Consider the following 12,037-nt stretch of genomic DNA (forward strand, 5'->3'; position numbering starts at 1 on the left):
CGGGTGCCCGCGGGCGGAGCGCGACCGGCCCTGGTCCCACCGGGGACCGGAGCCGGTCGGCTGGGTTCAGACCTCGGTCTGCTGGTGGAACACGCTGCGCCACTCGTCGCCGTCTCGGGTGTAGACGCTGGTGGCGAGCACCTGGAACGTCCGCTCGGCGGCGCTGATCAGGGCGGTCACGGTCGCCTTGTAGGTGACCAGCGCGCTGTCGTCGCTGATCCGCAGGACCTTGAGGTCGGCCAACGTCGTCTTCAGAAACGGGTTCTCGTTTTTGGTGATGGTCGGGACGATGTCTGCCTTGCCCGCGACGCCGTACTTGCTGACGACCAGGGCGTCATCGCGGACGACCCGGTCGTAGAACGAGCCGTCGCCCTCGCGGTTGGCACGCCACATCTCCTCTTCGAGCTGTTCCAGCTCGGTTTCGACGGTCATGTTGCCCCCTTCCGGTTCGTGGAATACCCACACGCTACCGGTTAAACTGGTTACATGCATCCCGGCATCCATGTGCTGACCAGCGGGGGCGGTCAGCGGTTCTCGTTCGATCCCGGCAGTCTCAGCGTCGAGCTGCTGTCCACCGGCGGTCCGGGTGACTACCGGCGCTGGGAGATCCTGCACCGCCCGGCCGACCTGGCGGAGTGGCTGCCGCGCACCCGGCTCGCGGCGGCCGCCCCGCTCGCTCCGGCCGACCTGCGGATCCGGGCCGCCGACCTGGAGCGGATCAGGCACCTGCGGGACACGTTCTGGGCGGTCGCGCCGGCCCTGGCGCACGGGCGGGACGTGCTCCCCGCCGATCTCGAGGCCATCAACGGCTTCGTGCAGGAGCCGCCGAGGCTGCGGGTCGACGCGGCGGATCTGGGTCGCCGGTGGGTTGTCCCGGTCACCGGGGTGCAGGTGCTCGGCGCGTTCGCCCGCGACGCGCTGGACGTGATCGGCACGCCGGCGCTGCGGGAGCGGATCCGGGAGTGCGCCGGCGACCACTGCCGCCTGATCTTTCTCGACACGTCCCGGCCGGGCAACCGCCGCTGGTGCTCGATGGAGCGCTGTGGCAACCGCAACAAGGTGCGCACCCACCGCGACCGTCGGGCCGCCGCTCCGTCCGGACCTGCCGAAGGGAGCCGCGGATGATGTGGCGCACCGAGGTGGTCGACCAGCTCGACCTCTACTGGGATCTGCACCTGGCGCCCAGGCTGGCCGGTCTCACCGACGAGGAGTACTTCTGGGAGCCGGTGCGGGACTGCTGGTCGGTGCGGATCGCCGGGGACGGCACGGCGACGCTCGACGGCTCGCAGCCGTCCCCGGATCCGCCGCCGGTGACCACGATCGCGTGGCGGATGGCGCACGTCGCCTTCCACGTGCTCGGCTTCCGCACCAGCACGCACTTCGGCGACGGTTCATTGACCGCCGCCACGGCGCGGCTGCCGGTCACCGCCGAGGAGGCCGTCGCGACGCTGGAGCGGCACTACCGCGGCTGGCGTGACGCCGTGGTCGGGCTCGACGGTGCGGCCCTCGCACGGGCGATCGGCCCCGCCGAGGGACCATGGGCGAAGCGGCCCATGGCCACCCTGATGTTGCACGTCAACCGCGAGGTCATGCACCACGGTGCGGAGATCTGCCTGCTGCGCGACCTGCACCGGGCCCGCTTCCCGTGACGCTCAGGCGACGCGGACCGTCAGCCCGCTCACGCCGTTGGCCCGGCCCACGTGTGCGGCTTCCAGTTCGAGGTCCTTCATCGGCAGCCTGACGCCGTCGAAGGGGGTGACCACGAGCTCCTTGCCGTCGACCGCCCACACCGCCTCGACCCGGCCGTCGACCACGACGATGGGGGAGATCCAGCCCGCCGTGCGGCTCACGGAGGCGCGGTGCTTGGAGTCCAGCAGCGCGTCGTCCTTCGTGCCGGGGCCGAGGATGTACTGGTCGAAGTGGCCGAGCAGCTTGACCCCCTGGCATGCGGCGGCGCCCACGAGGTCGTCCAGGTGCTCGGTCAGCATCAGCGCCTTGCGGCCCTCGACGTCGACCTCGGTCAGCTTGTGGTCCAGGCTCGCGAACCACTTGCGGAGCTTCGGCCGGCTGGTGCTGCCGAGCGTGAGCCAGCGGTCGAAGGTCTCGGGTGCGGCGGGTCCATACGCGCCCAGATACCGCTCGATCGCCAGCGGCGCGGCGTCGTCGGGCTCGGGGATGCCCTTCCAGGCGGACCCGAACTTCTTCGCCGGCGACGTGAACGTGACCTTGTTGCCCTGGTTGGGGCCGTGGCACAGGGCGCCGCGCCACGCGAGGGGCTTGAGCACGGAACCCCACCCGGACCGCAGCCGCTCCTCCATGCTCGCGAACCGCTTGTCGGCGACGAGCCGGGTCACCAGCTGGTCGCGGGTGAGCTCGGCACCCCCGTCGAGGATGCCGGCCACCTCTTCGGTCAGCTCGTCGATCTGCTGCGGGGTGACACCGGAGGCCTTGGTCCAGGACGGCTTGCGCCAGTTGCCCAGGTCCGCCATCAGCGACAGGTAGGCGCCGGCGTCGTCCGGGCGCAGCAGGTGCAGCGTGCCGCGCATCGCCCAGGTCTTCATCAGCGTGAGGTCGGCGACATCCCGGTCGACCGCGTCGCCGTCGGGGGTCGTCTGCCGCAACGCGACGGCCAGCTCGGCGGCGCTCCACACCTGTGCCTGGACACCGCACAGCCGGCCGACGATCTCGCTGGCGCTGCGCTTCGTGCGCGGGTGCACGTACTGGCGCCGCATGCGCCAGGTCGCGACCTGTTTCCAGGTGACTTTCACGCCGCCACCCTATCCGTGGCCCGCGGGCGGTGGGGGACCCGCCGCGCCGGTGCTTGCCAGATGCGAACGTTCGTGCTTTTCTTGACCCATGGGGAAGGGCGAGGAGACCCGGCTCGCGGTGCTGGACGAGGCGGCAAGGGTGGCCCGCGGGGTCGGGCTCGGTGGGCTGACCATCGGCACGCTGGCCGAGCGCACGGCGCTGTCCAAGAGCGGGCTCTTCGGGCACTTCAAGTCCAAGGAGTCGCTGCAGCTGCAGGTGCTCCAGCATGCCCGGGCGCGGTTCGTGGACCAGGTGGTCCGGCCGGCGCTCGGGGCGCCGCGCGGGGAGCCGCGGCTTCGGGTGCTCTTCGACGGGTGGCTGCGGTGGGAGGCGGTGCCCGGCGGGTGCCTGTTCGTGACCGCGGCGGCCGAGTTCCACCATCAGCCGGGCGCCGTGCGGGACGAGGTCGTCCGGGGCGAGCGTGACATGACTGACATGATCATGACGATGTTCCGGGCCGGGATCGCCGACGGGGCGTTCCGCGGGGACGCCGACCCGGAGCAGTGCGCCTATGAGTTCAACGGCGTCCTGCTGGCCTTCCATCAAGGCTTCCACCTGCTCGAGGACGAGCGCTCCGAGCGGCGTGCGCGGCAGGCGCTGGACGCCCTGCTGGACCGCGTCCGGAGCTGATCGACGCAGGGCGCACCTCATCGATCCACCCACTTCACGGAGGAGTTCCATGGTCACCGAGGCCGCAGTGGTACCGCAGAAAAGCACGAACGATCGGTTTTTTCGAGCGCCGCGACCGCTGCGGATGGCATTCGGGCTGCTGGAACGGACGGCGCCGGCGGTGGGGGCGCGGTGGGCCGAGCGGATCTGGTTCCGGCTGCCGAGGCGGACCGTGCGGGCCGCACATGCCGCGGGGCAGGCGCGGGCCGCGGCGGCGGGCGATCCGGGGCGGCCGTTCACCGTGCGCGCCGGTGCGACCGACGTCGTCGGCGCCTCCTGGGGTGAAGGGCCGGCGGTGTACCTGCTGCACGGCTGGGCCGGGCACCGGGGGCAGCTGGAGCCGTTCGTGCCGGGGCTCGTCGGGCGCGGGTTCCGGGTGGTCGCGTTCGACGCGCCGAGCCACGGCGGGTCCGGGCCCGGCGCGTTCGGGCCGCGGTCCACGTCCATCCCGGAGTTCGCCGCCGCGCTGGAGGCCGTGGTCGCCGAGCACGGACCGGCCGAGGCGATCGTCGCGCACTCCCTCGGCTCGGTCGCGGCGGCGGTCGCCCTCTGCGACGGGTTGCGGGCCGGCCGGGTCGTCATGATCGCGCCGATGGCGAGTCCCGCGTCCTACGCCCGCTACTTCGCCCGGGTGCTCGGGTTCGGGCCGCGGACCCTCCAGCGGCTCACCCGGCGGGTCGAGCGGCGGGTCGGGGCGCCGATGCGGCACTTCGACGTGCCGGAGATCGGGCGGGCCGTGCAGATGCCGCCGACGCTGATCGTGCACGACCGGGCCGACCGGTCCATCCCCGTCGCGGACGGCATCGCGATCGCCGAGGCGTGGCCGACCGCGCGGCTGCACGTCACGTCGGGGCTCGGGCACCGCCGGCTGCTGCGCGAGCCCGAGGTCGTCGGCGCCGTCGTCGACTTCATCGACTTCATCGACGGCAAGGAGCCGAAGCTCGGTGGGTAGGGGGCCGAAGCTCGGCGGCTGAGGCGCCGCCGCGCGGCAGTTGAGGCGCCGCCGCGCGACGGTTCAGGAGCCGCGGCTCGGCGGTTGAGGAAGCCGGGCCGCGGCGCGCCGTGCACCGACCGGCGTCGACCGTATACCCTCGGTTCCGACGACGAGGGTCGATGGGGCGAGGGCCGGGAGAAGGTGGCGTGGTGCGTGCCTGGGTGGGGGACGATTCCGGGGACCGGCGGCTCGACGAGCCCGCGTCTTGACGGGACTGTCCGACGCGCGGCGGTCGCGGGTGGTGCTCGTCGGGTCCAGCACGTATGACAACTTCCCGGCCATCCCCGCGGTCACCAACAACCTCACCGCCCTGCGGGACGTGCTGATCGATCCGCAGCGGTGGGGGCTGGACCCCGACGCGTGCCGCGTGGTGCACAACCCGGAGACGCCCCGCGACGTCCACACGGTGATGCGCCGCGCCGCGGCCGAGGTCGACGTGTCGGGCCTGCTGCTGCTGTACTTCGCGGGCCACGGCGTCATCGACCCGGACACGGGCGTGCTGCACCTCGCGGTCGGCCAGACCATGCCCGACTCGGCGTACTCCAGCGCCGTGCCGTTCGACTGGGTGCGCCGCCTCGTGCAGGGCAGCCGCAGCGCGCACCGGGTCGTCGTCCTCGACTGCTGCTACGCCGGGCGGGCGATCCCAGGTCTCGGGTCCGCCGACGACGCCGCGCTCGCCACCCAGGTCGAGATCGACCGCAGCTGCGTCCTGGTGGCCGCGTCCGGCAACCGGGTCGCCCTCGCCCCGCCGGACGAGCCACTCACCGCGTTCACCGGCGTGCTCGTCGAGCTGCTGCGCGACGGCGTCGAGGGCGGGCCGGCGCTGCTGGACCTGGGCACGCTGCACGACGAGATCCGGCGGGTGCAGTGGGCCCGTGGCCGGCCGATCCCGGAGCTGCGCGCCCGCAACGGCGGCGACCGGATCCCGATCGTCATCAACGCCCGCCGGGCGGCACGGACGCCGGAACGGCCGCCGCCGGAAACGCCGCGCCTCGACAGTTCCCTCGTCGGCCGGGTGTTGCGCGGCGCGGCGGCCGCCACGGATCCGGAGCTCGACGGGGCCGTCGCGATCCTCGCCCACTCGCCGATCGAGGGCGCGATCGGGGTGCGCCTCGACCGCCCCGCGACCCGTTCCCCCGCGCACGTGCTCGGCGACGAGCTCGCCGCGTCGCTGCACGTGCCGGCGGTCCTGGACGGCGGGCCGGTCCGCGACGTGGTGCTGCTGCTCGCCGTGCTGCGGGCCGGCGTCGCGCCGCCCGACGGGTGGCGGGTGCTGGGCCCGGGGCTCGTCGTCATGCCGCTGGACGCCGATCCCGCGCGGGCGGAGGCCGTGGTGGAGGCCGCGTACCTGTTCGTCGGCTACCTCGGCTGGCGGCCGCACCAGCTGGAGACCGAGCTGGCCGCCGGTGACCTCGTCGACGCGGGCACCGACCTGGCCACCTGGCTCGCCGACCCGCAGCAGGCATGGGCATGACCGGGCCGGAGCGGAGGGCCGGGCATCGGAATTGCAGCCCTGGGTCAGGCCGGCGCCGGAGCGCAGCGGAGGTGACGGCATGACCGGAACCGAGCAGAGCCTCGTGCACCGGCTGGTCACCACGATCCGGCAGGGGCGTGACGTCACCCTGGTCCTCGGCTCGGGCCTGACCGCCGGGGTGGTGCCGGGCGTCGAGCGGATGGTCGAGCTCGCCGACGAGTTCGTCGGGCAGGCGCTGCAGAACAGCGACCTGCAGGCGGCCCTCGCCGGGCTGCGCGCCACCCACCGCGGCGGTGCCCTGTACACCGCCTACCGCCAGGCGTTCACCGAGTGGCTGTCCCCGGTCGAGTTCGACATCGTCGTGCAGCGGGCCGCCCTGGAGGCGTACCGGCCGGACCGCGCCACCGCCGCCGGGTGGGAACGCGTCGGCTACCACCGCGGCGTGCAGCTGGAGGAGGACCGCGACGCGTGGGCGCTGGCCCCGGGCGTCGAGGCGCTGGGAGAGCTCCTCGCCGGCCTGCCGGACCGCTTCGAGCGGCGGGTCATCACGACCAACTTCGACCCGCTCATCGAGCTCGCGGTGCGCCGCGCCGGGGGCACCGCGCGCAGCCTCACCCTGCGGCGCGACGGCACGTTCGCCGGGCCGCTCGGTCCGGCCGCCGGCATCGACGTGCTGCATCTGCACGGGTACTGGCGGCCGACCTCGGAGACCGACGAGCGCTCGCTGCTGCACGACCCCGTGCCGCCGCGGGCCGATGACACCGCCGTCGTCGCCGCGCTGGCCGCGGTGCTGCACAGCGACACGATCTGCGTGGCCGGCTACCCGCCGGGCCGCAACGACGCGCTGACCAGGGCGGTCCAGGAGCAGTCCGACGTGCTGTGGGCCCGGCACGACGACGACACGTCCCCGGTCGGCCGGGCGCTGATCTACACCGGCGTCGACGTCGACCGGCTGTTCCCGGCGGTCCGGCGCGGCCTCGCCGCCCTGCCCGTCTCGCTGACGAGAACCCAGCCCGGCGCGCTGCCAATAGCTCAGCCCGGCGAGCCGGCGAGCGACGTGCCCGGCGCGCCGGCAAGAGCCCAGCCCGGCGAGCCGGTGCCCGTCGCCTCGGTGGCGGTGCAGCCGGCCGGGACCGCGCTGCACCGGGTGCACCTGCCGACGCTGGAGGCGATCCTCGGCACCCGCCCGTCGGCGGTGGAGCTGCTGCGCCAGCTGGACTACGAGTTCCGGTGGCGGCGCGTCGACGACACCCCGGAGACGCCCCTCGAACTGGTCTTCTGGCCGGTGCGTCTGCGCCAGCCCACGCTCATCTACGCGGTGCAGGCGACCGTCGCGGCGGCGCTGTCCGCGCGGGGCGTCCGGGTGGTGCTGTGCTTCGACGACCTCGCCGGCGACCAGCACACCCGCAGCTGGCGGGTCCGGTTCACCGACGAGGTCGAGCGCTGGTTCGCCCTCGTCGAGGGGGCCCGGCCGCCGGAGGTCGACTCGCTGATGGCGTTCTGCTCGCCGGGGCGCGTCGCCGAGCGGCTGCAGGACCCGGAGCTGCTGCGCCGGCCGACGCACCCGTGGGCGGTGCAGCTGGAGTACTACCGCGGCGACCGGATGATGCTGGACGTGGCCCGCGCGGCGAAGGCGTTCCCGGGCGCCGGCGACCTGGAGATCGACGACGCCATGATCGGCGCGCAGATCCGCACCACCCGCGCCGAGCGGTTGATGAGCACCCCGGCGATCTGGGCGTACCTGCAGTTCCTGCTGCGCGACACCCGCCCCGAGGCGGTCATGACCCTCGGCGGCGAGGACGAGGCGGTCATGTGGGACCAGTGGCACGACACGTTTCCCGACTCCGTCGGTCACCTGTTCCACCCCGTCATGGCCAACGTCCGTCAGGACGCGCGGATGCTCGGCGCCCGCAGCTTCCGTGAGGTCGAGGATCACCTGCGCAAGGCGATGCGGCTGGAGAGCTGGGACCGTGAGGACCACTACCTGCACTGGATCGTGCAGCATGCGGTCGTGCTGCACCGGTACCTGCGCAACCGGCCGGCGCTGTCCTACGACGGGAGGCTGCTCGACTCGTGGGACGCCGTCCGCGCGGCGCTGCTGGACGCCCGGCAGCGCCCCGGCACCGTGCGGGTGATCGCCCGTGAGGTGGCGGCGCTGCTGATGCACGAGTCGGTGTGACCCGCGACGAAAGCGGCGGGGGACGATCGGCCCATGCGCGGAACGGCGCTCGCAGGTACCGTCGGAGGCATGGGCGCTTCCCCCGCCACAGCCGTAGCTGACCCCGTGCCGGCCGTCGACGACCTCGTGCTGCTCGACACCGCGGAGCAGGTCTGGGGTCCGGACCTGCTGGCCTACCTGCTCGGTGCCGGGCTCGACGCGCCGCTGGCCGGCTGGTCCGCGGAGGTCGCGCTCCAGGACCCCGGCGTCCGCATCCGGCTGCACTGCGTGCTGGAGGTGCAGCGCCTCTTCGACCTCGGCAGCGTGGCCCGCGCCTGGGCCCGGGACCTGCATCCGGCGCTGGGCTTCCGCAGCCCGGCGAGCGTGATCCGCACCGGCGACGAGGATGAGCGCCGCGTGGTGCTCGAGCTCGCCGAGCGCGACTCGCTCAAGCCGCGCTGACCGGTTCGGCCACGGACCGGCCCTGGCGATGGCATGATTCGCCGCGTGACCCGGCTCGCCGCCTCGGACTTCAAGCTCGAGAGCATCGATCTCTACATCACGTCGCGGTGCAACCGCCGCTGCTCGTACTGCTTCCTGCCCGACACCTACTTCGACCGGACGCAGCACATGCCGCCGGCGACGGTCGCCGCGATCGCCGCCTGGGCGTCCGGGGCCGCGACCGAGATCACCGTCCTGGGCGGTGAACCGGCCCTGCACCCCGAGTTCACGGCGATCGTCCGCGATACGGCGGCCACGCCGATCCAGGTCCGGACCGTCACGAACGGGAGCCGGCAGTTCAGGGCCGCCCTGCCGGCCGTACACCAGGCGCTGAGCAGGGTCGCGGTCAGCCTGGACGCACCATCGGCCACCGTCGTGGACCGCCTGCGCGGCCGCGGTGCCTTCGCCGACGCCGTCGCCACCGTCGAGGAACTGCGCGCCGCCGGGGTGCCGTTCGACCTCAACTGCACCGTCCTCGCCGACACGGTCCCGCTGGTTCCGGAGATGCTGGCGTACGCCGATGCCAGCGGGGCGGGCCGGCTCAACATGCACTGGTTCTCGCCCGTGGGCCGGGGCGCACTGCACGCCGCGGACCAGTCGGTGCCGGCCGCGGCCTGGCGCAGCGACGTGCTCGACGTCGTGGCCGCCTACCGCCCGTCGCGCCAGTCGTTCACCGTCGACTGCCAGGTCGCGTTCGACTTCCCGGTGCCCGGCGCCGACCGCGGCAGCTGCGCCGTGCGGGACCGCACCAACCTGCAGTTCCTGCCCAGCGGCGCGGTCTTCGCGTGCGGGATGCTGCTGGAGGACGAGGCGCTCGCGGCGTACCGCTGGCAGGACGGCGCGCTGCTGCGCCGCGCCGGCGACACCGAACTGGCCCGCACGACGTCGCCGTGCGACGCATGCCCGCTGCGGCCGGAGGACGGCGGGCATCGCCCGATCTGCATCTATAACCGCCTCGCGACGGTGTAAGGCTCAGAACAGCAGCTCGCGGGCGTCGGGGCGGCCGTGCTCGCGGAGCCAGTCGGCGGCGAGCTCGGCGTAGTTGCGCGGCTCGGCCGGCCCGATCAGACCCTGGACCCGGTCCCGGGCGGCCGCGATCTCGATTGGGTCGCCCTCGAACTCCACGTACGTGCCCAGCGCCGGCAGCTCGTCGACGGCGATCACCAGGTCGGTCCCGCGCCGGAACTCGCGGCGCCGTTTCGCCAGCCGCCAGACCAGGATCAGGCCCTGCCGGGCGAACGCGTCCCGGACCTCGCCGGTGGCGGGGAACTCCACCTCGACCCGCCGGTAGGTGCCGTCGTCGGCGCCGGTGCGAGGTCCCTTGAACCCGGCGGTCGCGACGCCGGCGACGACCCGCAGCCGCGCCACGAGATCCTGCCCGCGCAGCCGGCCGTCGGGGGTGTCGTAATACTCGTCGATCTGTTCCTGCTTCGGGGAACCCTGGAATCCGAGCGCCCGCAGGCGGTCGAGGAGCGCGGCCGGGTCCGGCACGTGGTGCTTGCTCTCGACCTCGTCCACCCCGCCGGCCACGCACCCATCGTAGTGGCGGGAAACTCCGATAAGCTCCCGCGATGGCCGTGCTGGTCGACACCCGAGGGCTCTCGCCCGCCGACTCGGCCGAGGCCGTCGTCACCACGCTCAGCACCGCCTCGTCGCCCACCACCGTCAACGTCGCCCCCGGCACCCACTCCGTCATCGAGGGGTGGCGCTTCAGCGCCGGCGTCAACCTGGTGAGCACCGACACGACCGACGCCCTGCACATGCGGCGCACCGCGCGGCACCTGCGCGTCGACGCGCCCGAGCGGATCTCCCTGGCGTACAACATCCGCGGCGCCTGCCACGCCTCGCACCTGGGCCACGGCCTGCTCCGCGAGCAGGACCTGACGCTGCTGGATCTCACCTGCGGCTACGAGACCCGCTGGGACGGGCCGAACGCGGCGATCGGGTTCAACGCCGACTACGCCGACCTCGGCCTGCCGGTGGACCTGGTCCGGGCGGCGGTGCCCCGGCTGCGCGCCAGCCCGCTGTATGACCTCACCCGGCGGCACCTGCGGGACCTGCCCGGCATCGCCCGGCGGATGCCGCCGGGTCACCCCGCCCTGGGCACGCTGGGCACCGCCACCGTGGACCTGGTCCGGGCCCTCGTCGCGTCGATCGTCGCGGACCACCCGCGGGCCCGGGCCGGGCGCGCCGAGTCGCTGCGCACGGTGATCCTCGCGTCGATCGACGCCGGCCTCGGCGACCCGGCGCTCACCCCCGAGTGGCTCGCCCTGCGGCACGGGATCTCGCTGCGGTACCTGTACAAGCTCTTCGCCGCCGAGGCGGAGTCCCCGGCGGAGGCGATCATCACGCGCCGCCTCGAGGGCGCCCGCCGCGAGCTCGCCGCCCGGGCCGGCGACCGCACGCTCATCGCGACCGTCGCCCGCCGGTGGGGCTTCACCGACCCGCGGCACTTCTCCCGCCGCTTCCGCTCGGGCTACGGGATGACGCCCGACGAGTGGCGCCGCCGCCACCTGCCTTAGATTGATTCGCCCGGATGCCGGTGTACGCGCATCGCCTCGAGCAGCCACGCGAATGCGGGCACGGCCGGCGGGCCGGCGTCGGTGCCGTTGAGCGCGGCGAGGAGCTGCCAGTACCGCTCGACGCGGGGATCGGCGACCAGCTCCAGCCAGGTGACGAGCGCGGCTGACTCGCCGGCCGGCAGGTCCGCCGGGACGATCCGGTCGAGGACGGCCCGCCCCTCGGCGGAGTCCGGGGTGACATCGCGCTCGACGGCGCCGCCGGCGTGGGTGAGCACCAGCGGCCGGATGGTCAAGCCGAAGTCCAGGTCGCCGCCGGTGCCGCTGCGGACCATGGTGCGGATCTTGCCCTGGAAGCCCTGGTCGGCGACCAGCTCGGCGAGGTCCAGCCAGGCGTCGAGCTGCTCGGCGGTGGGCTCGGCGGGCAGCTCCCGCATCCAACCGGCCACGACCTCGGCGTCCGGGTCCGCCGCGCCGTCGAACGCGGCGCCGACGAAGTCGTCGATGATGCGCTGGCGCTGCTGTGCGGACAGCTTGGCAAGCCGGTTCATCAGGGTCATCTCCTCGGTGCTGCTGCCCCGGCGGGCGACGGTGTCCAGGACGGCCCGGCGCACCCGCAGGGTGCGCAGCTGCGCGTCCAGGGCCTTGACGTGGGTGGCGGCGAGCTCGGCGAGGGTGACCTGCCGGTCCAGCAGCGCCCGCACGGCCTCGAGGCCGAGGCCGAGGTCGCGCAGGGTGAGGATCAGCTCCAGCCGGGCGACGGACGCCGCGTCGTAGCGCCGGTACCCGCCGCCGGAACGGTCGACCGGCGGCAGCACGCCGCTGTCCGACCAGAACCGCACGGTCCGCGCCGGCACCCCGGCACGCCGCGCGAGCTGTCCGATCGTGTAGAGCTCCGCCTCGCTGTCCACGGG

Annotated in this window: 13 protein-coding genes; 9 read left to right on the forward strand and 4 right to left on the reverse strand. The window is 73.9% G+C overall.

The features are described 5' to 3' along the window. Window positions 1–66: 66 nt before the first annotated feature. Complete coding sequence (locus ACFPIJ_RS08175; RefSeq protein WP_380114048.1) at window positions 67–432, reverse strand: nuclear transport factor 2 family protein; 366 nt, start codon at window positions 430–432, stop codon at window positions 67–69. 54 nt (window positions 433–486) lie between these two features. Here ACFPIJ_RS08175 and ACFPIJ_RS08180 point away from each other — a divergent pair, with 54 nt between their 5' ends. Together ACFPIJ_RS08180 and ACFPIJ_RS08185 are read left to right on the forward strand one after the other, a co-directional pair. Then, window positions 487–1,125 (forward strand): CGNR zinc finger domain-containing protein, encoded by a 639-nt coding sequence (locus tag ACFPIJ_RS08180; RefSeq protein WP_380114050.1) that lies wholly within the window; start codon window positions 487–489, stop codon window positions 1,123–1,125. Then, the gene (locus ACFPIJ_RS08185) at window positions 1,125–1,649 is read left to right on the forward strand and encodes a DinB family protein (protein ID WP_380114184.1); all 525 of its coding nucleotides are present in this window, start codon (window positions 1,125–1,127) and stop codon (window positions 1,647–1,649) included. Before ACFPIJ_RS08180 ends, ACFPIJ_RS08185 begins: the two co-directional genes overlap by 1 nt. 3 nt (window positions 1,650–1,652) lie before the next feature. Here ACFPIJ_RS08185 and ACFPIJ_RS08190 read toward each other — a convergent pair whose 3' ends face one another. Continuing rightward, the gene (locus ACFPIJ_RS08190) at window positions 1,653–2,768 is read right to left on the reverse strand and encodes a winged helix DNA-binding domain-containing protein (RefSeq protein WP_380114051.1); all 1,116 of its coding nucleotides are present in this window, start codon (window positions 2,766–2,768) and stop codon (window positions 1,653–1,655) included. 88 nt (window positions 2,769–2,856) lie between these two features. Here ACFPIJ_RS08190 and ACFPIJ_RS08195 point away from each other — a divergent pair, with 88 nt between their 5' ends. From ACFPIJ_RS08195 to ACFPIJ_RS08220, 6 genes are all read left to right on the forward strand, one after another. Further along, complete coding sequence (locus ACFPIJ_RS08195; protein ID WP_380114052.1) at window positions 2,857–3,438, forward strand: TetR/AcrR family transcriptional regulator; 582 nt, start codon at window positions 2,857–2,859, stop codon at window positions 3,436–3,438. A gap of 124 nt (window positions 3,439–3,562) precedes the next feature. Then, a complete protein-coding gene (locus tag ACFPIJ_RS08200; protein ID WP_380114053.1) occupies window positions 3,563–4,429 on the forward strand; it encodes an alpha/beta fold hydrolase in 867 nt (288 codons plus the stop codon). A gap of 247 nt (window positions 4,430–4,676) precedes the next feature. Continuing rightward, complete coding sequence (locus ACFPIJ_RS08205; RefSeq protein WP_380114054.1) at window positions 4,677–5,945, forward strand: YqgE/AlgH family protein; 1,269 nt, start codon at window positions 4,677–4,679, stop codon at window positions 5,943–5,945. A gap of 79 nt (window positions 5,946–6,024) precedes the next feature. Next, entirely contained in the window at window positions 6,025–8,124 is a 2,100-nt protein-coding gene (locus ACFPIJ_RS08210; RefSeq protein WP_380114055.1) for a hypothetical protein, read from the forward strand. 69 nt (window positions 8,125–8,193) lie between these two features. Then, window positions 8,194–8,565, forward strand: coding sequence for a hypothetical protein (locus ACFPIJ_RS08215; RefSeq protein WP_380114056.1), 372 nt, complete (start codon window positions 8,194–8,196; stop codon window positions 8,563–8,565). A 45-nt stretch (window positions 8,566–8,610) separates the two neighbouring features. Next, window positions 8,611–9,573 (forward strand): radical SAM protein, encoded by a 963-nt coding sequence (locus tag ACFPIJ_RS08220; protein WP_380114057.1) that lies wholly within the window; start codon window positions 8,611–8,613, stop codon window positions 9,571–9,573. Window positions 9,574–9,576: 3 nt separating this feature from the next. Here ACFPIJ_RS08220 and ACFPIJ_RS08225 read toward each other — a convergent pair whose 3' ends face one another. After that, window positions 9,577–10,134: a class IV adenylate cyclase gene (locus ACFPIJ_RS08225; protein ID WP_380114058.1), complete on the reverse strand. Its 558-nt coding sequence runs from the start codon at window positions 10,132–10,134 to the stop codon at window positions 9,577–9,579. A gap of 41 nt (window positions 10,135–10,175) precedes the next feature. Between ACFPIJ_RS08225 and ACFPIJ_RS08230 the strand changes: the two genes are divergently transcribed. Next, window positions 10,176–11,126 carry a helix-turn-helix domain-containing protein gene (locus ACFPIJ_RS08230; protein ID WP_380114059.1) on the forward strand — a complete coding sequence of 317 codons (951 nt, stop codon included), beginning with the start codon at window positions 10,176–10,178 and terminating at the stop codon, window positions 11,124–11,126. Here the strand turns inward: ACFPIJ_RS08230 and ACFPIJ_RS08235 are convergent. Continuing rightward, the gene (locus ACFPIJ_RS08235) at window positions 11,123–12,034 is read right to left on the reverse strand and encodes a helix-turn-helix domain-containing protein (protein ID WP_380114060.1); all 912 of its coding nucleotides are present in this window, start codon (window positions 12,032–12,034) and stop codon (window positions 11,123–11,125) included. The two genes, ACFPIJ_RS08230 and ACFPIJ_RS08235, sit on opposite strands and share 4 nt — an antisense overlap. Window positions 12,035–12,037: the final 3 nt, after the last annotated feature.

Source organism: Dactylosporangium cerinum (assembly GCF_042653625.1).
Taxonomy (GTDB): Bacteria; Actinomycetota; Actinomycetes; order Mycobacteriales; family Micromonosporaceae; genus Dactylosporangium; species Dactylosporangium cerinum.

Excerpts from the sequence above, each read along its gene's own strand:
- ACFPIJ_RS08175 (WP_380114048.1), bottom strand. The coding sequence starts at position 432 with ATGACCGTCGAAACCGAGCTGGAACAGCTCGAAGAGGAGATGTGGCGT.
- ACFPIJ_RS08180 (WP_380114050.1), top strand. The coding sequence starts at position 487 with ATGCATCCCGGCATCCATGTGCTGACCAGCGGGGGCGGTCAGCGGTTC.
- ACFPIJ_RS08185 (WP_380114184.1), top strand. The coding sequence starts at position 1,125 with ATGTGGCGCACCGAGGTGGTCGACCAGCTCGACCTCTACTGGGATCTG.
- ACFPIJ_RS08195 (WP_380114052.1), top strand. The coding sequence starts at position 2,857 with ATGGGGAAGGGCGAGGAGACCCGGCTCGCGGTGCTGGACGAGGCGGCA.
- ACFPIJ_RS08200 (WP_380114053.1), top strand. The coding sequence starts at position 3,563 with ATGGCATTCGGGCTGCTGGAACGGACGGCGCCGGCGGTGGGGGCGCGG.
- ACFPIJ_RS08210 (WP_380114055.1), top strand. The coding sequence starts at position 6,025 with ATGACCGGAACCGAGCAGAGCCTCGTGCACCGGCTGGTCACCACGATC.
- ACFPIJ_RS08215 (WP_380114056.1), top strand. The coding sequence starts at position 8,194 with ATGGGCGCTTCCCCCGCCACAGCCGTAGCTGACCCCGTGCCGGCCGTC.
- ACFPIJ_RS08230 (WP_380114059.1), top strand. The coding sequence starts at position 10,176 with ATGGCCGTGCTGGTCGACACCCGAGGGCTCTCGCCCGCCGACTCGGCC.